17 protein-coding genes are annotated in these 20,698 nt (G+C 63.8%); 9 read left to right on the top strand and 8 right to left on the bottom strand.

Going from position 1 to position 20,698, the window contains the following annotated elements; genetic code table 11:
- Positions 1 to 63: 63 nt before the first annotated feature.
- Positions 64 to 1,083 carry a lytic transglycosylase domain-containing protein gene (locus IB262_RS00785; protein WP_192493359.1) on the top strand — a complete coding sequence of 340 codons (1,020 nt, stop codon included), beginning with the start codon at positions 64 to 66 and terminating at the stop codon, positions 1,081 to 1,083.
- A 69-nt stretch (positions 1,084 to 1,152) separates the two neighbouring features.
- Here the strand turns inward: IB262_RS00785 and IB262_RS00780 are convergent, their stop codons facing one another.
- Both IB262_RS00780 and IB262_RS00775 read right to left on the bottom strand, forming a co-directional pair.
- On the bottom strand, positions 1,153 to 2,505 hold the full coding sequence (locus IB262_RS00780) for a serine hydrolase (RefSeq protein ID WP_112974987.1): 1,353 nt from the start codon (positions 2,503 to 2,505) through the stop codon (positions 1,153 to 1,155).
- Positions 2,506 to 2,668: 163 nt separating this feature from the next.
- Positions 2,669 to 4,132 carry a diguanylate cyclase gene (locus tag IB262_RS00775; protein WP_192493358.1) on the bottom strand — a complete coding sequence of 488 codons (1,464 nt, stop codon included), beginning with the start codon at positions 4,130 to 4,132 and terminating at the stop codon, positions 2,669 to 2,671.
- A gap of 178 nt (positions 4,133 to 4,310) precedes the next feature.
- Here IB262_RS00775 and IB262_RS00770 point away from each other — a divergent pair, with 178 nt between their 5' ends.
- The 5 genes from IB262_RS00770 to IB262_RS00750 all read left to right on the top strand — a co-directional run bounded on the left by IB262_RS00770 (position 4,311) and on the right by IB262_RS00750 (position 9,868).
- Entirely contained in the window at positions 4,311 to 5,561 is a 1,251-nt protein-coding gene (locus tag IB262_RS00770; protein WP_060515917.1) for a DUF3419 family protein, read from the top strand.
- A 36-nt stretch (positions 5,562 to 5,597) separates the two neighbouring features.
- On the top strand, positions 5,598 to 6,233 hold the full coding sequence (locus tag IB262_RS00765; RefSeq protein ID WP_060515916.1) for a class I SAM-dependent methyltransferase: 636 nt from the start codon (positions 5,598 to 5,600) through the stop codon (positions 6,231 to 6,233).
- 239 nt (positions 6,234 to 6,472) lie between these two features.
- Positions 6,473 to 7,264: a GH25 family lysozyme gene (locus tag IB262_RS00760; RefSeq protein ID WP_034792376.1), complete on the top strand. Its 792-nt coding sequence runs from the start codon at positions 6,473 to 6,475 to the stop codon at positions 7,262 to 7,264.
- 141 nt (positions 7,265 to 7,405) lie between these two features.
- Positions 7,406 to 8,635, top strand: a complete 1,230-nt coding sequence (locus IB262_RS00755) for a lytic murein transglycosylase (protein ID WP_112974988.1) — start codon at positions 7,406 to 7,408, stop codon at positions 8,633 to 8,635.
- A gap of 294 nt (positions 8,636 to 8,929) precedes the next feature.
- Positions 8,930 to 9,868 carry a DMT family transporter gene (locus IB262_RS00750; RefSeq protein ID WP_192493357.1) on the top strand — a complete coding sequence of 313 codons (939 nt, stop codon included), beginning with the start codon at positions 8,930 to 8,932 and terminating at the stop codon, positions 9,866 to 9,868.
- A 743-nt stretch (positions 9,869 to 10,611) separates the two neighbouring features.
- Here the strand turns inward: IB262_RS00750 and metF are convergent.
- The 4 genes from metF to IB262_RS00730 form a co-directional block, all read right to left on the bottom strand.
- On the bottom strand, positions 10,612 to 11,559 hold the full coding sequence (gene metF, locus IB262_RS00745) for a methylenetetrahydrofolate reductase [NAD(P)H] (RefSeq protein WP_112974943.1): 948 nt from the start codon (positions 11,557 to 11,559) through the stop codon (positions 10,612 to 10,614).
- A 2-nt stretch (positions 11,560 to 11,561) separates the two neighbouring features.
- Positions 11,562 to 12,581: a metalloregulator ArsR/SmtB family transcription factor gene (locus IB262_RS00740; protein WP_043615837.1), complete on the bottom strand. Its 1,020-nt coding sequence runs from the start codon at positions 12,579 to 12,581 to the stop codon at positions 11,562 to 11,564.
- Positions 12,582 to 13,203: 622 nt separating this feature from the next.
- Positions 13,204 to 14,853 (bottom strand): energy-dependent translational throttle protein EttA, encoded by a 1,650-nt coding sequence (gene ettA / locus IB262_RS00735; protein WP_034792366.1) that lies wholly within the window; start codon positions 14,851 to 14,853, stop codon positions 13,204 to 13,206.
- 209 nt (positions 14,854 to 15,062) lie between these two features.
- The gene (locus IB262_RS00730; protein WP_192493356.1) at positions 15,063 to 15,845 is read right to left on the bottom strand and encodes a ribonuclease; all 783 of its coding nucleotides are present in this window, start codon (positions 15,843 to 15,845) and stop codon (positions 15,063 to 15,065) included.
- 186 nt (positions 15,846 to 16,031) lie between these two features.
- On the opposite strand from IB262_RS00730, the gene IB262_RS00725 reads away from it, so the two are divergent.
- Genes IB262_RS00725 through IB262_RS00715 form a run of 3 tightly spaced genes read left to right on the top strand, consistent with a single transcriptional unit; the run spans position 16,032 to position 19,626 of the window.
- Positions 16,032 to 16,967 (top strand): alpha/beta hydrolase, encoded by a 936-nt coding sequence (locus IB262_RS00725; protein ID WP_060528750.1) that lies wholly within the window; start codon positions 16,032 to 16,034, stop codon positions 16,965 to 16,967.
- Positions 16,968 to 16,978: 11 nt separating this feature from the next.
- Positions 16,979 to 17,932, top strand: coding sequence for a DMT family transporter (locus tag IB262_RS00720; protein WP_034792361.1), 954 nt, complete (start codon positions 16,979 to 16,981; stop codon positions 17,930 to 17,932).
- A 47-nt stretch (positions 17,933 to 17,979) separates the two neighbouring features.
- Positions 17,980 to 19,626: a thiamine pyrophosphate-binding protein gene (locus tag IB262_RS00715; RefSeq protein ID WP_034792359.1), complete on the top strand. Its 1,647-nt coding sequence runs from the start codon at positions 17,980 to 17,982 to the stop codon at positions 19,624 to 19,626.
- 309 nt (positions 19,627 to 19,935) lie between these two features.
- Here the strand turns inward: IB262_RS00715 and IB262_RS00710 are convergent, their stop codons facing one another.
- Positions 19,936 to 20,286: a cupin domain-containing protein gene (locus IB262_RS00710; RefSeq protein WP_034792357.1), complete on the bottom strand. Its 351-nt coding sequence runs from the start codon at positions 20,284 to 20,286 to the stop codon at positions 19,936 to 19,938.
- 63 nt (positions 20,287 to 20,349) lie between these two features.
- Positions 20,350 to 20,688 (bottom strand): TIGR01244 family sulfur transferase, encoded by a 339-nt coding sequence (locus tag IB262_RS00705; RefSeq protein ID WP_034792356.1) that lies wholly within the window; start codon positions 20,686 to 20,688, stop codon positions 20,350 to 20,352.
- Between the last annotated feature and the right edge of the window lie 10 nt (positions 20,689 to 20,698).

The raw sequence follows: 20,698 nt of genomic DNA, 5'->3' as shown, positions 1-20,698 counted from the left end.
CTTGGCGGCTGGCAACCGCTGATTTGCAGGGGCTACGGGGCCCAGAAGCACGAAAGTGACAGAATGGCGAATTACCGTATTTCCCTTTCCAAACAGACGTTTGGCGTGGCAGCTTTGTTGTCGGCGACCATCGTCTCGGGATGCTCAACGGTAGAGCACACGTCGCTGGCAGACCTCACGGCCGTGCAGACGGTTACGCCCCTCGCAAAGCCCGGCACCGAAATGACCGCCTATGCACTGCCGACGCCCGACGGCGCCGCTACCGCAACGAGCGCGGCCTTGACGGCTCAGACCGCTGGGGTCGTCGCGACCGATCTGGCACAGGGTGCAGAAGCAGCACCCGCACTGGTCGCGGTCCCCGCGGCCAAGCCGGGCGACACCATGGCGCTTGCCATGGTTGCCCCGACGACGCAGACCGGCGCCAGCGCGGCGATTGCCGCTGCGGAAGCCCCCTCGCCCGCCGATTCCACTCAGGTGGCATCCGCCGCCCTCTCGCCGACGGCAACCAAGACCGCTCGCGTCCAGGACCTGCCGGTCTCGACGCTCGCAGTTGCAGCCGCGATGGAATCGGACTTCGACACCGGCGAACCGGTCGGCCTCGAAACTCTGGTCGCCAACCGCATGATCGTTCCGACCGAGCGCCCGAAGACCGGCGTCATCGGCTCGACGGTGGCCGCAGTCGCCAACGTCATCCCGGATTCGATGAAGTTCACCAAGACGCCGACGAGCTCGCGTCCCGAACTCGACAAGATGATCAAGTACTATGCCGATCTCAACGGCATTCCGGTGGAACTGGTGCACCGCGTCGTCAAGCGCGAGAGCAATTACAATCCGCGCGCCTACAGCAAGGGCAATTACGGCCTGATGCAGATCCGCTACAACACCGCCAAGGGTCTCGGCTATGACGGTCCGGCGGAAGGTCTGTTCGACGCCGAAACCAACCTCAAATACGCGACCAAGTATCTGCACGGCGCCTGGATGGTGGCCGACAACCAGCATGACAGCGCAGTCAAGCTCTATGCCAGCGGCTATTACTATCACGCCAAGCGCAAGGGCCTGCTCGAAGAGCTCGGCATGAAGTAAGCCGGCCCCCCCCGGCTTGCCCGAAGCGAAGCTGCTTCTCGACGGCTCTGGAATATCCCTACGAGGCGCTCAATCGAGCGCCTCTATTACTTTGGCGTTGAGCTTCTGCACGTCATAGCCGAGCCGCGAAGGCGTAAGCCCCAGCCGCACGACCGCCAGCTTCAGCGAAGGCACCAGCATGATCGCCTGGCCGTCATGCCCGAGCATCCAGAAGGCATCTGCCGGGAAACTGCCCGTTCCCGCCCGCGCGCCGTTTTCCTCCAGCCATACCTGGCCCTGGCCGTATTTGCCTCCCGATGCCTTGGTCGGCGTGCGCATGAAGGCGACATAGTCCTTCGGCAGCATCGCCCTTCCCTTCCAGACACCGTCCTGCAGCAGGAGCTGTGCGAACCGCGCCCAGTCCTGTGTCGTCGCATACATGTAGGAGGAACCGACGAAGGTGCCGCTCTCGTCCGTCTCCAGGACGGCGCTTGTCATACCGAGCGGCGCAAACAAAGCGTCATAGGGAAAGGCAAGCGCTGCCGTCGGATCGTCGAAGGTGCGCATCCAGATCCGCGACAGCAGCGTGCTGGTGCCGCTGGAATAGCTGAAGTTCGTGCCGGGCTTTGCACCCAACGTCCGCGTCGCGGCAAAACCCGCCATGTCCCTTTCCAGATAGAGCATGCGCGTCACGTCGGTGACGGCGCCATAATTCTCGTTGAAGGCAAGTCCGCTCTGCATCCCCATCAGGTCCGCAAGCGTGATGCCCGCCCGGTCGTCCCCGGCCCATTCCGGCAGCAGGTCGCCCTGCGACACGTCCATGCGCCCTTCTGCAATCCTGAGGCCAATCAGCGCCGCCGTCACCGACTTGGTCATCGACCAGCCGAGCAACGGCGTCGAACGGTCGAAACCCTGGCCATAGGTTTCCGCCACCAGTTGGCCGTCGTGGATCACAGCGATCGCCCGCATGCCCGGCCCGGCAAGGTCAGCGTCCTCGACGAGCTTCTGCAAGGCCGGCTCGATCACGGCCCCCTCGCCTTCGGGCCAGGCCACACCCGGCACGGGCGCTGAAGCGGCGGTTTTCGTTTCGATCGGTGCCAGAGCCGCGGCATCGCCGTCCGGCAGGCTGGCGCAGCCGGCACCCGGACGATAGGCCGCATAACCGGGGGCGGCAAAACCAAGGATGCGTGCCGTCACCACCTGTTTCTCTTTGTCGACATCGACGCGCACCAGCTTGAGCAACGGATGGCCGGGGGCCTGCACGTCATCGGCGAGCACAGCCTGGGCATCGCGCCCGGCGATGAAGACGTTGGAACAGACGATTTTTGCCGCATAGCCGTCGCCGACCTTCAGCAGTTCCGGCGGCGCCAGCGCAAGCCAACCGAACAGACCGACGACGATGAGCGCCAGCACGGCACCCGAAATCTTCAACAAACGTCTCATGCGATCCTCCGGCCTGATGCGCAAAGAGAACCAGCATTTTGCCGCAAGGGAAAGCCCCGGCCGCCTCAACTTTTCATATTGGAAAAACGCACAAACAGTCGAAAAAAGTGCAGCGCTTCGAGCTCTCGCTCACGCACCCGCAGAGAGGCGCGCCTCTCCCGCTTCACCGTCGCCGACGAGCACCGACACGTCGGCCATAACAGGCGAAACCCAGGGGCCTCGGATCTCGGCAGCGCCACAGGCCCGCGCGCAATCCGCCTCGCTCTCCTTCTCGACACCGCTGACGGCGATCGAAAGCCGCAGCACCTGTCCTGTCTTGATCAGGCAAGCGAGCAACGCCACGCACGTCGGAGATCTGGTTCAGGGGCAGCGACGAGGCGGAGCCGCCGCCAAGCGCGACGCGAACGCCGAGCGCGCGCAGCCCCCGCAAGTTTTCGGTGACGATGACGAGATCGTCCGTCGAGACGCCCTCGGCGACCTCGATCGTCAGGCGTTCCGGCGAAAGGCCGGCATCCGAAAGGCACCGCTCCACCTGCGTGACGAAATCGCGGTCGCGCAGTTGCGAGACGAAGGGCGCAATCGTCAGCCCCTTCGGGAAAGACCAGCCAGCCGCCTGCCTGCAGGCAGACTGAAGCGCCCAGGCGCCAAGCGCCAGCGTAGTCGCGCTCTGCTCCGGCGGCTCGAACGTTTCCGCGCCGATGACGCCGAGATGCGGATGCCGCCAGCGCAGCAGCGCCTGGAACCCACCGATGGAGCCGCTTTCGATGCCGAGGATCGGCAGGAATGCGAGAAAAAACTCCTCTGCCTCGAAACCGCGCGTAAGATCGCGCTCGGCTTCCGCCCGCTGCCGCACGGCATGGCTCAGGGTTTCCGAGTGGAAGGCATGACTGTTGCCGCTGATCGCCTTGGCTTCGTAAAGCGCCAGGTCCGCCCTTTTCAACACGTCGGATGTCGATTTGTCCGACCGCTCGATGAAGGCGATGCCGATGCTGCAGCCTGAAGCGATGCGCGTTTCCCCGAGATCGAACGGCGCTTCGAACAGCTTTTCCACCCGCGTTGCGAGCATTTCCGCATCGGCTTGAGACGGCGCACACGCAGCCGCAAGCACGAACTCGTCACCACCGAGGCGGTAGACCGTTGCCTCGCCGGCAAAGGCACGCCTGAGCCGGGCGCCGAACAGAGCCAGCAACCGGTCGCCGGCGTCATGTCCCAGCGTGTCGTTGATCACCTTGAAGCGATCGAGATCGAGAAGAAGCAAGGCGTTGCGCGCAAACGCGGCACCTTCTGCGCTGAGTGCCTGGCTGATATCGGCCTCGAGCGCAGCGCGGTTTGCAAGCCCAGTCAGCTTGTCGCGATGGACTTCGTTGCGCAGGCGACGCTCGGCGCGCCGCGCGGCACGCAGCTCCAGCTCGAGCCGGCGCGAGTGGCGCCAGCGATAGAAGGAGCCGCCGAGGATGAAAGGCATGGCGCCGGCCGCCATAACGGCAGGGACGTCCCAATGCGGCGCCATCTGGTCGGGAAGAGCGGTTCCGCTGGCAAGCCACGCCACAGAAACCAGAGCCCCCAATGCCGCGCCGGCAGCCGCAAATCGCTGCTCGGGCTTCGGCAGAAACGTACCTAACATCATGTCGACGCCCCCCGTATGTAAGGCGGTGCTAGCACGTCAGGGTTTAATGAATTCTTATGGGTGAAAAATTGTAGATTTGCGTTCCGGAGACCGCCCCGGCCCTGTGAGAAAGCCCGTCATCAAAGTGTAGCCGAGTCACTTTAGAAGCGCCTAAGTTTCAACTGGATGACCGTCTGAGATGAATGAAATCGCTTCCGACGTTGGCTTTGGCAGAAAAAATCCGAAGCTGAAAAACGCCCTGCTCCAGCACAAGACCCTCTCCCTCGCAGGCTTCTCGGAACGTCTGTTCGGCCTGCTCTTTTCGGGCCTCGTCTATCCGCAGATCTGGGAAGATCCGATCGTCGACATGGAGGCGATGCAACTGACCCCGGAAAGCCGGATCGTCACCATCGGCTCCGGCGGCTGCAACATGCTGACCTATCTGTCGGCCGGCCCACGGAAAATAGACGTCGTCGACCTCAACCCGCACCATATCGCGCTCAACCGCCTGAAGCTCGCAGCCTTCCGCCATCTGCCGAGCCACAAGGATGTCACGCGCTTCCTGGCGATCCAGGGCACGACGACCAACGTCCAGGCTTTCGATCTTTTCCTCGCGCCGAAGCTTGATACAGCGACGCGCAGCTACTGGACCGGCCGCGACATGACCGGTCGCCGGCGTATCGGCGTCTTTGGCCGCAATATCTACCGCACCGGTCTGCTCGGCCGCTTCATTGCAGCCAGCCACCTGCTTGCCCGCCTGCACGGGGTCAATCCGGAGGACTTCGTCCAGGCGCGCTCCATGCGTGAACAGCGACAGTTCTTCGACGAGCGCCTGGCACCGCTCTTCGATCGTCCCGTCATCCGCTGGATCACCGGGCGCAAGAGCTCGCTCTTCGGCCTCGGCATTCCGCCGCAGCAGTTCGACGAGCTCGCAAGCCTGAGTGCCGAAAAGTCGCTCGCCGCCGTTCTGCGCCATCGCCTGGAGAAGCTCACCTGTCACTTCCCGCTGCGCGAAAACTACTTCGCCTGGCAGGCCTTCGGCCGCCGCTACCCGCTGCCGCATGAAGGCGACCTGCCGCCCTATCTCGACGCCGGCGCCTATGAGGCGATCCGCAACAATGCCGAGCGCGTCGAGGTGCATCACGCAAGCTTCACCGAGCTTCTCGCCGGCAAATCCGCCGGCTCGGTCGACCGCTATATCCTGCTCGACGCGCAGGACTGGATGACCGACCAGCAGCTGAACGACCTCTGGACCGAGATCACCCGCACGGCGGATGAGGGCGCAGTGGTGATCTTCCGCACCGCGGCGGAAGACAGCATCCTGCCCGGCCGTGTCTCCCCGGCCCTGCTCGACCAGTGGCACTACGATGCCGAAACCTCGCTACGGCTCGGCGCCGAAGACCGCTCCGCCATCTATGGCGGCTTCCACATCTACCGCAGGAAGGGCTGAGACGTGCAACAGGCCGGGATCTCCCACGCGCGGCGCATGGACCATATGTACCGCTATCAGCGGCACTTCTACGATCTCACGCGGAAGTACTACCTCTTCGGCCGCGACACGCTGATCCGCGACATGAACCCGGCCTCCGGTGCCTCGGTGCTTGAGGTCGGCTGCGGCACCGGCCGCAATCTGGCGCTGATCGGCCGCTGTTTCCCGTCGGCCCGCCTGTTCGGGCTCGACATATCCCAGGAAATGCTGACCTCGGCCGGCGCGAAGCTCAACCGTGGCGGCAACAGGCGCGCCACGCTGCATGTCGCCGACGCAACGGACTTCGACCCGGCGATCTTCGGCGAAAGGGGTTTCGATCACATCGTCATCTCCTACTCGCTGTCGATGATCCCCGACTGGCAGAAGGCGATCGACGCGGCGATCGCAGCGCTTAATCCGGGCGGCTCGCTGCACATTGCCGATTTCGGCCAGCAGGAACGCCTGCCGACGAGCTTCCGCCGGGCGCTGCACGGCTGGCTCAACCGCTTCCACGTGACGCCGCGCGAGCGGCTGTTCGACGTGTTACGCGAGAAAGCCCGCGAAAATGGCGCCGATCTCGAGCGGCGCACGATCGGCCGCGGCTATGCCTGGCTCGCCGTCTATCACCGCCCTTCCGTGGCGATCGCCGCCTGAGCGGCAGGCGGTTTACACAAAGGTTTTGCATCCCGCCTGAGGGCAGCCATTCCGGCAAGCGCCGAAACCGCCTGGTTTTCGGCGCTTTTGCGCTTTTCTGCCGTCCGCAATTCCCGCTTGAGCTAACTCAATTTTTACGATGATATGGTGAAAATGGGGTTCACGCCTCACTGGGGAAATCACCGACAGGAAGCCATCGTGTGAGGCAGGATCATCGATCGTCTCTAGACAGGAAAATCATGCGCCGGCTTCTCCTGGCTCTCTTGCCGCTTGCCACCCTTCTTTCCGGCTGCTCGTCGACCGACTATGACCTGATGCAGACGGCATCGATCCCGCCGCGCTTCCACGATACGGACCCGCAGAACTTCGGCGACCGGACCCCGCAGCACCACAATATCCACGGCATCGACGTTTCGAAATGGAATGGCGATATCGACTGGATGAAGGTGAAGAACTCGGGCGTCTCCTTCGCCTTCATCAAGGCGACGGAAGGCAAGGACCGGGTCGATACCCGCTTTCCCGAATACTGGCAGAAGGCACGGGCCGCCGGCATCCCTTATGCGCCCTATCACTTCTACTATTTCTGCTCGACCGCCGACGACCAGGCCGATTGGTTCATCGCCAACGTGCCGAAGAGCGCGGTCTATCTGCCGCCGGTTCTCGACGTCGAGTGGAACGGCGAATCGAAGACCTGCCGCCATCGCCCGACGCCGGACGAAGTGCGCGTCGAGATGAAGCGCTTCATGGACCGGCTCGAAGCCCATTACGGCAAGCGCCCGATCATCTACACCTCGGTCGACTTCCACCGCGACAATCTCGTCGACCAGTTCAAGGAACATCACTTCTGGGTGCGCTCGGTCGCCAAGCATCCGGGTGAGGTCTACGTCGAGCGCCGCTGGGCGTTCTGGCAATATACCAGCACCGGGGTCATCCCCGGCATCGACGGCGCCACCGATATCAATGTCTTCGCCGGCTCGGCGAAAAACTGGAAGAACTGGGTCGCAGCGGTCTCGCAGCCGAAGCAGAACTGACATTCCTGCCGACAGGTGCGGCAGGAAGACCCATTTTCTTCTTTCGGTCATAATGCTCTGAGAGAGCAACGGCAGATTTCGCAGCGATTTGATTGCCCGTGGTGGTGCAAGGCGCCCCACGGCAAAGAAAGGAATTTCATGATGACCCGCACAGCCCGGCGCGCGCTTGCCTCCGTCGCTCTTCTGGCGCTGACCGCCTCGGCCGCCGCCGCCCAGACCGCAGCCTCGACAGGCGCGAAGACGGCATCCACGGCCGTTGCCTGCGGTGGCGATCTCGCAACCTTCCTTCAGGGCGTGAAGGCCGAAGCGGTCGCCAAGGGCGTTCCGGCCGATGTCGCTGACCGGGCGCTCGCCGGTGCCGCCATCAATGAAAAGGTGCTCAGCCGCGACCGCACCCAGGGCGTCTTCAAGCAGACCTTCACCGAATTCTCCAAACGCACCGTCAGCAAGTCGCGCCTCGATATCGGCCAGCAGAAGATGAAGGAATATGCTGACGTCTTTGCTCGCGCAGAGAACGAATTCGGCGTGCCGGCCCCGGTCATCACCGCCTTCTGGGCGATGGAGACCGACTTCGGCGCCGTCCAGGGCGACTTCAACACCCGCGACGCGCTGGTGACGCTGTCCCACGACTGCCGCCGTCCAGAGATGTTCCGCCCGCAGCTGATCGCGGCGATCGAGATGGTCCAGCACGGCGACCTCGACCCGGCGACGACGACAGGCGCCTGGGCCGGCGAGATCGGCCAGGTGCAGATGCTGCCGGAAGACATCATCGCCTATGGCGTCGATGGCGACGGCGACGGCCACGTCAACCTGAAGAAGAGCTCGCCCGACGCGATCCTGACCGCCGCCAAGTTCATCCAGAGCCTCGGCTACAAGGCTGGCCAGCCGGTAATCCAGGAAGTCAGCGTTCCCGAGCAACTCCCCTGGGAAAAGACCGGCCTGCAGCCGGGCATGAAGGCCAGCGACTGGTTCGCGCTCGGCGTCAAGCCGCGCAACGGCGACACCGCCTTCGGCAACCTCGAAGCCTCGCTGGTGCTGCCGCAGGGCCGCAAGGGCGTGGCCTTCCTCACCTACCCCAACTTCAACGTCTATCTCGAATGGAACCAGTCGTTCATCTACACAACGTCTGCCGCCTATTTCGCGACCCGTCTCGGCGGCGCGCCGACCTATGAAGGCGGCAATCCGGAACCGGGCCTCGACGACACCGGCATGAAGGCACTGCAGAGCAAGCTGCAGACGCTCGGCCACGATGTCGGCAAGATCGACGGCATCCTCGGCTCCGGCACCCGTGCGGCACTCCAGAAGGAGCAGCTCCGCCTCGGCCGTCCGGCCGACGGCTGGGCGACGCTCGAACTCCTGAACGCGCTTTAAGCCCGAACCGCCGTTTCAAAACCATGACCCCGGAGATCGGATCGATCTCCGGGGTTTTTTCATGCCACAACGGCCGACCGGATCCCGGTTGATGAGAGCCCACCGGCTCGCCCCCACGCATGCCGCCCTCATCATCGCCGCAAGAACCGGGTGGTTCCGCCGGGCGTGCCGGGTTATGTATCCTGTGTCGGAGCACAACCGATCCGGGAGCGGTAACCAGGCGCTTGCGCCATGGCGTCCACCCGGCGGAGGGAGACTGACGCCACCACGCAATCAGCACGGATAGGCATCACCATGAATGCGCGAAGCACCGTCGATGGCAATCAGATGAGCGCCGGGACCTGGGCGCTGCTTGCCCTGCTCGGCCTGATCTGGGGCGGATCGTTCTTCTTCGCCCGCGTTGCCGTCGCCCATGTGCCGCCCTTCACGCTGGTGTTCCTGCGTTTGGGCCTGGCAGCCCTGGCGCTGCATATCTACATCCGCGGCCGCTTCGGCATGTACGAGGCGCTTGCCGGCCGCTGGCGCGAATTCGCGCTGATGGGGCTGATCAACAACGCCATTCCACACGCCTTCATCTTCCTTGGACAAACCCACATCGGCGCCGGACTGGCGGCGATCCTCAACGCCACGACCCCGGTCTGGACCGTGATCATCGCCAACATGGCGACCGAGGACGAGAAGCTGAGTTCCGCCAAGATCGCCGGCTGCCTGCTCGGGCTCGCCGGCACCGTCGTCCTGATCGGGCCGAGCGCCGTTGCCGGTCTCTTCGGCACCACAAGCAGCGTGCCGCTCTGGGCGCTGCTGCTGTCGGTGCTTGCCGCCATCAGCTATGGTTTTGCGGCGACCTACGGCAAACGCTTCCGCGATCTCGCGCCTCCCGTGACGGCCGCAGGCCAGCTGACCGCCTCGACGCTGATCGCGCTGCCGGTGGCCGCCTTTACCGACAAGCACTGGCTGCTGCCGATGCCGCCCGTCGAGGTGATCCTGTCGATCCTCGGCCTGGCGCTGGTTTCGACGGCCTATGCCTACATCCTCTTTTTCCGCATCATGCGCGCGGCCGGCGCCACCAATGCCTCACTGGTCACCCTGCTGGTGCCTCCAAGCGCGATCCTGCTCGGCTACCTCTTTCTCGGCGAGACGCTGCAGGCGGCCGATTCTGCCGGCATGGTGCTGATCGCCCTCGGCCTCGCCGTGCTCGACGGTCGAATCCTGCGTTTCCGGCGGGTCGCCTGACATCTGATCGTGGTCGGTTACAGGAAAAGCCCACACACCTTGAGTGCTTCGCACCGCGTGAAAAAGACATGGTTTGCGGGGGAATCGACGGCCGATTTTCGTCCCGCTCCGGGCCACTCACGCACGGTTACGAACGTTTATATTAACCTTCCCGAAGCGATTGTGAAAAAAATGTGGCAGCCTGGAAAATTAAATAAAATCAGAACTATAGGCCTGTGAATAAGGCAGCGCCGGCTCACGCATTTCGCACTGCAGCACAAGTTTCCCTTTAACGTGTCGTGATTTCGCCCTATGTTTTAACGCGTTAACGCAGGGAGGGTCTTCCATGGGCCTTACACATTCGCTGAATGTCATCATGATCAGTGCAGCGTTCGTATTCGTGGCAACGATGCTCTTCATCTGAGGAGCGGCCGCTGAGAGTCCAAACCGAATAGGGACTTAAATTTCCGGGAAACCATTTTGCAGCACCAAGCCAGTTAGACCGCCAAGAGAGCATAAGGTCTAGACGCTGCGACAAACGAGAAAGCGCCTGAAGATCGATCTTCGGGCGCTTTCCTTTTTGGTGGATGCTGTAGCGATCGGGACGCTTGCTGCGACCGCAGCCGAAGAGACCCCAAACGGCATGGAGCCATACCAAAGCGCGGCGGCGACCACTGTCTGCCAGGACACGCGGCGCGTTCGCAGCCATTCGGAAGTTCAACATGGCGAAGCGCACCTTGCCCGTCGCAAGGTGCGAGCGAAGGTCAGGCGGCCGCGCCGGCCGCCACCATCCGCGGTGCATCGATCGCGCCCACCGCTTCCACAGAGACCCGCTCGAAACCGACGAGATCCAGCACGGCTGTCACCAGCGGCGTGCGGTTCATCGAATAGATATGGAAATCGCGTACGCCGCGCCGGGCGAGATCGACGATCTGCTCGGCGGCGATGTGGGTCGCCTCCTTGAAGCGCTCGACCGGCTGGTCCTCGAGATGCACGAGCCGCGTGACGATCGCCTCCGGCACGGTGGCGCCACAGAGGCCAGCGAATTTCTGCACCTGCGCCAGATTGTTGATCGGCAGGATGCCCGGCACGATCGGGATGTTGACGCCAGCGCGCCGCACTCGTTCCAAGTAGCGCTCGAAATCATTGTTGTCGAAGAAGAATTGGGTCAGCGCCCGGGTTGCGCCCGCATCGACCTTGCGCTTCAGCATGTCGATGTCAGCGGCGACGTCAGGGCTTTCCGGGTGCTTCTCCGGATAGGAGGAGACGGAAATCTCGATGTCGTCCCCGCGCGCACGGATCGCCCGCACGAGGTCGGTGCTGCTGGCGTAACCCTCGGGATGCGGCTGGTAAGTGCTGCCGATGCCGCCCTGGGGATCGCCGCGCAGCGCCACGAAGTGGCGGACGCCGAAGCTGAGATATTCGTCGATCACCGCATCGACCTCCGCCCTCGGCGCGCCGACGCAGGTCAGGTGCGCGGCGGTATTGGCAAAGCCGCTTTCCGCGATCAATCGCCTGACCGTCGTCAGCGAACGCGCCTTGGTCGAGCCGCCGGCGCCGTAGGTGACGGTGATGAAGGCCGGACCGAAGACCGATAGGTCGTCTGCCGTCTGGAAGAGCTGGGCTTCCATCTCGTCGGTCTTGGGCGGGAAATATTCGAAGGAGAGCCGGAGATTGCCGCGTTCGGCCGGGTAAAGCGTCTGTGCCGTCATTATTATACTCCCCCCGCCTGGACACGCGGCCGCGGCGTTTCATTCTCGTTCACGGCCCGCCGATCACGCGCGAGCCAGATCGTCACCGTCAATTTTCCATCATTCGCCCCCTCAGGCGAAAGATCCGTGGTCTTCTCGAGCACAAGGCCAGCCTTCGCCAGCCAATCGGCCATCGCCTGGTGCGAGAAGCCGAGGCGCGCATGGGCGTGCTCGTCGCGCAGATGCTCAAGCCCGTGCGGCGCAAAGTCGATAATGACCAGCCGTCCACCCGGCATCAGCATGCGCGCGGCTTCCGCGATCGCGGCTTCTGGCTCTTCGAGGAAATGCAGTACCTGGTGAATGGTGACGAGGTCGAAGGTCTGGCCGTCGAGCGGCAGGTTGAAGATGTCCCCATGGCGGATCGACGCCTTGGTGATGCCGGCGCGATCGAGATTGGAGCGCGCCACCGCAAGCATGTCGCGGCTGGCGTCGACGCCGATACCGCGCCGATAGAGGCCCTCGAACAGCTGCAGGATGCGGCCTGTGCCGGTGCCGAGATCGAGCAAGCTTTCGACCGGCTCGTCGCCCACCATTTCGCGCAGCTTCGCCTCGACGTCACGCTCGCTGACATGCAGGCGGCGAAGCTCGTCCCAGCCGGCGGCGTTGCGGCTGAAATAGGCCTGCGCCTTCTCCGAGCGCGCCTTCTTCAAGGTGGTGAGCCGGGCTGCATCACGCGCCAACACCGCGTCGTCGGCGGAGGCGGAAGCCAGCATCGCCCGCACGAGCCCGACCCGGGCACCGTCCTGACGGAGGCGGAAATAGGCCCAGGCGCCCTCCTGGTAGCGGTCGATCAGCTCGACCTCCGCCAGCAGCTTCAGATGCCTGGAAATGCGTGGCTGCGATTGACCGAGAATTTCGGTAAGATCGGTGACGGTAAGATCGCCGGCGGCGAGAAGCGCGACGAGACGCATGCGGGTCGGCTCGCCCGCCGCCTTCAGCACGTCCACCAACGCATCCAGACCCAGTTCTCTCTGCAGAGCCATAGCGATCCCCATCAACACATAAAGATATGTTTATGTGATTTGCGGTGGTGACGCAAGCGGATTTGCGCGGAGAGGCCAAACAATGGCGCCGGCGGAACAGATGCGTGTGTATGGACGCCATGCGCCACAAACGATGTCTCACAAACGATGTCTCGGGCGGCACGTCAGAAGACCTGCGAAGGCCCCTCTAATAGGCCGACTTCACGACCCGAATGAGGGCAGCCCCACCCAACCGAGACAAACCCGGCGCCCTTCCCGGTGTTGGGACGCCACCCTATCCGCGCCTCTGCCGCCCCAGGTACGCGTCATCCGCCAGCCCATCTCGCCGCAGCGATAGACAAACCTGCAAACGCCCGTTCGCGCCCGCCATCGGGACTGCAACCGCAGAGCTGATCGCTACGCCGATCCCTGGAGCGTCCCGCACGTTCATCCCTCGCGCGGGCCAAGCGACAAACAGACCCTGGCGCGCAACCGAGCGACAGCTGGTCTTCGCCTCAGGTCAGGAGACAAAGGAAAACGGGCGAAGCCTGCGCCTCGCCCGTTCCTTGAACAATTGTTGCAGCACCCGCCCCAACGCGGGCCGCATGTCGCGGCGCCGCAACATGGCAGCGTCGATTGCGAGTTAGCGCGTCAGGCGCTTGTAGGTGACGCGCTTCGGGTTGACCGAGTCCGGGCCGAGGCGGCGGATCTTGTCCTTCTCGTAGTCTTCGAAGTTGCCTTCGAACCACTCGACCTGGCTGTCTCCTTCAAAGGCGAGGATGTGCGTTGCCAGGCGGTCGAGGAACATGCGGTCGTGGCTGATGATAACGGCGCAACCGGCGAAGTTTTCGAGCGCGATTTCGAGCGCTGCCAGCGTCTCGGTGTCGAGGTCGTTGGTCGGTTCGTCGAGCAGCAGCACGTTGCCGCCGTTCTTTAGCATCTTGGCGAGGTGAACGCGGTTGCGCTGACCGCCCGAGAGGTTGCCGACCTTCTGCTGCTGGTCGCCGCCCTTGAAGTTGAAGGTCGAGCAATAGGCGCGCGAGTTCATCTCGTGCTTGCCGAGCTTGATGACTTCAGCACCGCCGGAGATTTCTTCCCAGACGGTCTTGTTGCCGTCGAGCGCGTCGCGGCTCTGGTCGACATAGCCGAGGTGCACGGTATCACCGATGCGGATCGAGCCGCTGTCGGGCTGTTCCTGGCCGGTGATCATGCGGAAGAGCGTCGTCTTACCGGCGCCGTTCGGGCCGATGATGCCGACGATGCCGCCCGGCGGCAGCTTCAGCGACAGGCCGTCGATCAGCAGGCGATCGCCATAGCCCTTGGTGACGCCTTCCATCTCGATGACCACCTGGCCGAGACGTTCGCCGACCGGGATGATGATCTGCGCGTCGCCGGGACGCTGGTTTTCCGCCGCGTTGACCAGTTCATCATAAGAGCGGATACGCGCCTTGGACTTGGCCTGACGAGCCTTAGGGCTGGATGCGATCCATTCCTGTTCGCGAGCGATCGCCTTCTGGCGGGACGCCTCTTCGCGACCTTCCTGCTGCATGCGCTTGGCCTTCGCAACCAGGTAGGCCGAGTAGTTGCCCTCGTAGGGAATGCTGCGGCCGCGGTCGAGCTCGAGGATCCAGCCGGTGACGTTGTCGAGGAAGTAACGGTCGTGGGTGATCATCAGCACGGCGCCCGGATACTCGCGCAGGTGCTTTTCGAGCCAGGCGATCGTCTCGGCGTCGAGGTGGTTGGTCGGTTCGTCGAGGAGCAGCAGGTCCGGCTGCGAGAGCAGCAGCTTGCAGAGCGCGACACGACGCTTTTCACCGCCCGACAGGTTGGTGACTTCCGCGTCGCCCGGCGGGCAGCGCAGCGCTTCCATGGCCATTTCGACCTGACTTTCCAGATCCCAGAGGTTCTGGCTGTCGATGATATCCTGGAGCTTGGCGCCCTCTTCCGCCGTCTCGTCGGAATAGTTCATCATCAGTTCGTTGTAGCGGTCGACGATCGCCTTCTTCTTGGCGACGCCTTCCATGGCGTTTTCAAGCACCGTCTTCGTCGGATCGAGCTGCGGCTCCTGCGGCAGGTATCCGACGGTCGCACCTTCGGCCACCCAGGCCTCGCCGGTGAATTCCTTGTCGAGGCCGGCCATGATGCGCAGAACCGTCGACTTACCGGCGCCGTTCGGGCCGAGGATACCGATCTTGGCATCCGGGTAGAACGACAGATGAACGTTCTCAAGAACCTTCTTCGCGCCGTAGGACTTATTAAGTCCGGCCATATGATAGATGAACTGACGTGCCATGAGGGAATGCTCCGCAGGGATAAGGAAATTTGCCCGCTATGTAGGCGAATTATAGGAAGGGGGCAATGATCAAAGGCATCCGCCCCCGCCCTATCCCAAAACGAACATCGCCATCGGCACCCCCGGCAGGCTCTCCCGGAAGGCGCCTAAAGCCGGCGCGGTGAAGGCCGCACCATAAGGCGCTGCCATGGCCGACCGGGCGAAACGCCCTACCCGCGACCGGCAGTATCGGCGATACCCTTGGCGCATTTGAACTCGGTCGTGCCTGCGGCCTGGATCAGCGGCCCGAGGCTCGGCGCCTTCATGACATCGCCCGTGAGCCCGATCGTCAGCCCGGTGATGATGCTGCGGCCCTGCACGGTCTGGCAGCGCATGCGCACCCGGTCGCCGGCTCCAGCGCCAAAACTCTGGTCGAAGGCCTGCTTGATCGCCGCCTCATCGAGTTCCGCACCCACACGCTGGCGGAAAAGTGCCCCGACCGCCGAGCGGTTGAGCTCTTCCAGCATGCGCAGCTGTACCGAGAAATAGTCGTCGACCGAGCCGCTCTGGCAGGTGCCGCTTCGCAGCCACTGGTGCCGGTCGAGACCGGATTGCACCCCGGGCATGGCGATAAGCAGCCGCGCCGCGGTGTCGTCGGCCATGGCAAGCTTCGGCAGCTCTAGCCAGCTGCCCTTGCGGTCGGTTGCCCGCGCTTCTGCCGCGACCCCGCGATAGCTCTTGCGCAGCGGCCACAGGCCATGCAGCGAGAGGTTGGTGGCATCGAAGCGTTCCGCCGTCTGGCTCTCGCATTCCTTGCGTTGCGGCCGCGTCTCGCAGAAACCGGGCTGCCAGCTGACCGCCAGTACGTAGTCGGTGCGGCTGGTTGAACTCGCCGGCGCAGCACCCTTGGATGCGTCTTCACCGGCAGCAAAGGCGCCGGAACCAAGCAACAGCGTCAGCGCTGCCAGGATGCCCGCCACAGAACCTGATATCGCTTTACAAAAACGGACCATGATATCCTCCCGCAAAAACAAAACGGGAACAAATATCGCCCAAAACGGGAAAATTGCAACCCCTAATGTAATGCACCGTCAAATCGCTTGTGACCTCATGCGCAACGATCAACAAGCGGCGATTGCCTTTGCCACGCAAATCGATTTGAAATCTCAAAGGTCTGTCGATTGCTTCCGGGAGTAGAGATGTTCGGGCAGGTGAAGACGCATCAGAGCCCGACCGGTGCCAGCTTGAGCTGGCGGCATTTTCCGGCAACCACAGAAGCCCGCGGCATCCTTCTCGTCAGCCATGGCCTTGCCGAGCATTCCGGCCGATATGCCCGCTTTGCCGAGGCGATGGCCGGCCACGGCTTCCATGTCTATGCCCACGACCATCGCGGCCACGGCGCGACGCAGGCGCCTGACGCCCAGCTTGGGATGTTCGCAAGCCGCGACGGCCTCGACAAGATATTCGCGGACATCCGGGCAGTGCGGGAGATTGCGACCACCGCCCATCCGGGCTTGCCGGTCATCCTCTTCGGCCATTCCATGGGTGGACTGATCGCGCTCAATGCCGCCGAAACCGATCCCGGCCTCTACGATGCGCTTGCCGTCTGGAACTCCAACTTCCGGCCGGGCCTTGCCGGCCGTGGCGGACAGGTGATCCTGAAGATCGAAAAGGCGCTCAAAGGGTCTGACGTGCCGAGCCCGCTTCTGACCAAGCTCACCTTCGGCATGTGGGGCGGCGCCATCAAGGATCGCAAGACCGATCTCGACTGGCTGTCGCGCGACGATGCCGAGGTCGCCAAATATGCCGCCGACCCGCTCTGCGGCTTCGATGCGACGGTCTCGCTCTGGCTCGATCTTTTCCGCCTGTCCTTCGATGGCGCCCGGCCCGACCGGCTGGCGCGGCTCCGGAAAAACCTGCCCATTCATCTCGTCGGCGGCAGCGCTGACCCGTCGACCGAGATGGGCAACGCCGTCCGCTGGCTTGGCACGAAGATGAAAGCCGCCGGTCTCAGCGACGTTAGCGTCACCGTCTATGACGGCATGCGCCACGAAACACTGAACGAACTCGGCCGGGACGAGGCGACGGCCGACTTTGCCGCCTGGTGCCTGCGCGCCGTCGCAGGGCGGCGCTGACCGGAAATATCATGGCCGACATGTCGCTTCCCAAGATCGCCGCCGACCACAACCGCATCTCCTTCGGGCTGACGCTGATGGTGATCTCGGTGCTTCTGTCGCCGCTGATCGACATCTTCGCCAAGCTCGCGATCGCCACCGTTCCCTCGGCCGAAATCACCGCCGTGCGCTTTCTGCTGCAGGTCGTCTTCATCCTGCCGATCGTGCTCTTCCGCGGCAGCCTGTTTGATCTCACCTGGAAGAAGACCGGGCTGCACGCGTTGCGCGGCGGTCTGCTGGTCGTGACCATGCTCTCCTTCATTACCACGCTGAAGGTCATGGAAGTCGCCGACGCGATCGCGATCTTCTTCGTCGAGCCGATCATCCTCACGATCCTTGGCAGCATCTTCCTGAAGGAGACGATCGGCTGGCGGCGCTACACCGCCTGCGGCGTCGGCTTCTTCGGCGCGCTGCTCGTCATCCAGCCGAGCATGCAGGAGGTCGGCTGGATCGCCCTTCTGCCTGTTGTGGCCGCCTTTGGCCTTGCCGTTTTCCTGCTCGTCACCCGCATGGTCGCGCAAAATGAGGACCCCTGGTCGATGCAGTTTCACGCCGGCGTCTGGGGCGCGCTCTTCTGTCTCGTGCTGCTTTATTTCGGCGAAGGCACCGGTTCCGGCATCTTCGATCCGGTCTGGCCAGAAGGGTACACCTGGTATTACCTGCTCGGCGTCGGCGTCACCGCCACCATTTCAGGCGTGCTCGGCGTCTATGCCTATCGCGCCGCCCCGGCCTCGGTGCTGGCGCCGCTGCAGTATCTCGAAATCGTTTCGGCCACGATCTTCGGCTGGCTCGTCTTCGGCGACCTGCCCGACGCGCTGAAGTGGCTCGGCATCGCCATCATCATCGGCTCCGGCCTCTACATCATCTGGCGCGAGCGCCGCGTGCACAAGGACACGAGCGTCGCTCCGGTGTCGCCAGCCATCTGACAACAAAGCCATCTGAAAACAAAAGAAAGACCATCGGGAGGAATATCATGAAAACTGGAGGTCAGCTCATCGTTGACGCGCTCGTCGCCAACGGGGTGAAGCGCATCGCCTGCGTGCCGGGGGAAAGCTATCTCGCCGTGCTCGACGCGCTCTACGACACCGACATCGACGTGCTCGTCTGCCGCCAGGAAGGCGGGGCCGCGATGATGGCGGATGCCTGGGGGCGGCTGACCGGCGAGCCCGGCATCTGCATGGTGACCCGCGGGCCTGGCGCGACCAACGCTTCCGCCGGCCTCCATGTCGCCAAGCAGGATTCGATCCCGATGATCCTCTTCATCGGCCAGGTGCAGAGCGAAGCGCGCGAGCGCGAGGCCTTCCAGGAGATCGAATACCGCCGCGCCTTCACCGAGGTCGCCAAATGGGTGGGCGAGATCGACGATCCCGCCCGCATTCCGGAATTCGTCACCCGCGCCTTCGCGGTCGCCACGTCCGGCCGCCCCGGCCCTGTCGTGCTGACGCTCCCCGAGGACATGCTGACCCGCAGCGCCGAGGCGCCCGCCGCCAAACCCTACCAGCCGGTCGAGGGTCATCCAGGTCCGGCGCAGATGAAGCGGCTCGGCGAAATGCTGAGCAACGCCAAGCGCCCGATCGCCGTCCTCGGCGGCACTCGCTGGACAGCGGAAAGCGTTGCTGAATTCCAGCGCTTCGCTGAACGCTGGAAGCTGCCGGTCGGCTGCTCCTTCCGTCGCCAGATGCTGTTTGATCACCTGCACCCGATGTACGCCGGCGACGTCGGCATCGGCATCAACCCCGCTCTGGCAAAAGAGGTCAAGGAAGCGGATCTCATCCTGCTTATCGGCGGCCGCTTCTCGGAAATGCCCTCGTCCGGCTACACGCTGATGGACAGCCCCTACCCACACCAGACGCTGGTGCATGTGCATCCTGACAGTTCCGAGCTCGGTCGTGTTTACAGGCCGGAGCTGGCGATTGCCGCCAGCCCGCGCGACTTCGTCGCCGCGCTCGAAAGCCTTGCACCGCCGAGCGAACCGAGCTGGTCCGCACGCACCGAGACCATGCACGCCGCCTATCTCAAGTGGTCGACCCCGCCGGAAACCGGCCCGGGCGCGGTGCAGATGGGCCCGATCATGAACTGGATCGAGGCGAACGTGCCGGAGGATACGATCTTCACCAACGGCGCCGGCAACTACGCCACCTGGGTGCATCGCTTCCACCGCTTCCGCCGCTACGCCACCCAGGCAGCCCCGGCTTCGGGCTCAATGGGTTACGGCCTGCCGGCGGCGGTCGCCGCCAAGCAGCTGCATCCGGATCGCGAAGTCATCTGCTTTGCCGGGGATGGCTGCTTCCTGATGCACGGCCAGGAATTCGCAACCGCCGTGCGCTACCGCCTGCCGATCATCACCGTCGTCGTCAACAACGGTATCTACGGCACGATCCGCATGCACCAGGAGCGCGACTATCCCGGCCGCGTCAGCGCCACCGATCTCACCAACCCGGATTTCGCAGCCCTTGCCCGCGCCTATGGCGGCCACGGCGAGACGGTCGAGAAGACGGAAGAGTTTGCCGACGCCTTCCTCAGGGCGCGCGCCAGCGGCAAGCCGGCGATCATCGAGATCAAGCTCGATCCCGAAGCGATCACCCCGACGCGCACGCTAAGCGAGATCAGGGCGGGCTGAGCAAGTCTTGTTCGTGAAGGGTCCAATCACGGCGCAGACGCGCCGTGGCTGGATTCCTGTGACAAGCACAGGAATGAGGACGATGGAGCATTTGCGATGGGGGCCTTCTTCCCACGCGCCCGCGCTTCTGTGCCTGCGAGCGCGCGGGCGAAGCGACGCTTCTCAGGGCGTCGTGCGCCAATTGAACGCCGATCGGCCACCATTATACCTCCCTCATTCCTGTGTTTGTCACAGGAGTCCAGCAGCGCCGCCTCGGCGGCGCGGGGAACGATCACGCCCGCTAACTGCCTGCGAGATACGTCCAGCCGCTTACTCCAGCCATTCCGTCGAAAACGCACCGGCCTCATGCAGATCGGTCGTCTCCAGGCGCCCCGGCCCGAGGTTCTCGAACTTGTGCGGCACATTGGCCGGCGCCACGACGATCTGACCGGCCTCGGCATCGATGATGCGGTCGCCGACGGTGAAGCGGGCGCGGCCGACGCGGACGATGAAGGTTTCCGGATAGGGATGGCGGTGCAATTTCGGCCCGTACCCGATCTCGTCGGTGGAAACGAAGATCACCGAAAGGCCTGCGCCATAGGCGCCGCCCTCGAATTCGCCCTTCCAGGCGTCGGGCTCATCCGCCCATTGCTCCCGCGAAATGAGATACGCTTCGGCCATGCCGATCCTCCACTGTCAGATGGAACGATGCGGCCGAGCGCGAGAGTTTGGATTTTGCGTGGCTCAGCCGCGGATATGCTGGGTCTGCTGGTAGACGGCCGTCGAGCGCGCGCCGGAACGGCAATAGCCGAGCATCGGCCGCTGGAACTCGTCGAGCGCGTCGACCATGCTCTTCACGGCGTCGGCGGTCACGCCCATCGGGCCGACGGGAATGTGCTTGGTTTCGATGCCGAGTTCTTCGGCACGGGCAGCGATGGAATCAAAGGTCGGCTGGTCCGGCGCCTCGAAGTCCGGGCGGTGGCAGACGATGGACTTGAAGCCGAGCGCCTTGATCTGGTCGAGGTCCTCGACCGCGATCTGGCCGGTGACCGAGTATTCGTCGTTGATCTGGCGGATGTCCATGGTCGTCTTC

Origin of the sequence: Ensifer sp. ENS02 (genome assembly GCF_014851885.1) — a bacterium.
Taxonomy (GTDB): domain Bacteria; phylum Pseudomonadota; class Alphaproteobacteria; order Rhizobiales; family Rhizobiaceae; genus Ensifer; species Ensifer adhaerens.
This window is presented reverse-complemented; position numbering and strand designations above follow the sequence as displayed.

Coding starts and splice junctions, on each gene's coding strand:
- IB262_RS00755 (WP_112974988.1), top strand. CDS start 7,406: ATGACCCGCACAGCCCGGCGCGCGCTTGCCTCCGTCGCTCTTCTGGCG.
- IB262_RS00740 (WP_043615837.1), bottom strand. CDS start 12,581: ATGGCTCTGCAGAGAGAACTGGGTCTGGATGCGTTGGTGGACGTGCTG.
- IB262_RS00710 (WP_034792357.1), bottom strand. CDS start 20,286: ATGGCCGAAGCGTATCTCATTTCGCGGGAGCAATGGGCGGATGAGCCC.
- IB262_RS00720 (WP_034792361.1), top strand. CDS start 16,979: ATGGCCGACATGTCGCTTCCCAAGATCGCCGCCGACCACAACCGCATC.
- IB262_RS00765 (WP_060515916.1), top strand. CDS start 5,598: ATGGACCATATGTACCGCTATCAGCGGCACTTCTACGATCTCACGCGG.
- IB262_RS00705 (WP_034792356.1), bottom strand. CDS start 20,688: ATGGACATCCGCCAGATCAACGACGAATACTCGGTCACCGGCCAGATC.
- IB262_RS00750 (WP_192493357.1), top strand. CDS start 8,930: ATGAATGCGCGAAGCACCGTCGATGGCAATCAGATGAGCGCCGGGACC.
- ettA (WP_034792366.1), bottom strand. CDS start 14,853: ATGGCACGTCAGTTCATCTATCATATGGCCGGACTTAATAAGTCCTAC.
- IB262_RS00715 (WP_034792359.1), top strand. CDS start 17,980: ATGAAAACTGGAGGTCAGCTCATCGTTGACGCGCTCGTCGCCAACGGG.
- IB262_RS00730 (WP_192493356.1), bottom strand. CDS start 15,845: ATGGTCCGTTTTTGTAAAGCGATATCAGGTTCTGTGGCGGGCATCCTG.
- metF (WP_112974943.1), bottom strand. CDS start 11,559: ATGACGGCACAGACGCTTTACCCGGCCGAACGCGGCAATCTCCGGCTC.
- IB262_RS00780 (WP_112974987.1), bottom strand. CDS start 2,505: ATGAGACGTTTGTTGAAGATTTCGGGTGCCGTGCTGGCGCTCATCGTC.
- IB262_RS00725 (WP_060528750.1), top strand. CDS start 16,032: ATGTTCGGGCAGGTGAAGACGCATCAGAGCCCGACCGGTGCCAGCTTG.
- IB262_RS00785 (WP_192493359.1), top strand. CDS start 64: ATGGCGAATTACCGTATTTCCCTTTCCAAACAGACGTTTGGCGTGGCA.
- IB262_RS00775 (WP_192493358.1), bottom strand. CDS start 4,132: ATGATGTTAGGTACGTTTCTGCCGAAGCCCGAGCAGCGATTTGCGGCT.
- IB262_RS00770 (WP_060515917.1), top strand. CDS start 4,311: ATGAATGAAATCGCTTCCGACGTTGGCTTTGGCAGAAAAAATCCGAAG.
- IB262_RS00760 (WP_034792376.1), top strand. CDS start 6,473: ATGCGCCGGCTTCTCCTGGCTCTCTTGCCGCTTGCCACCCTTCTTTCC.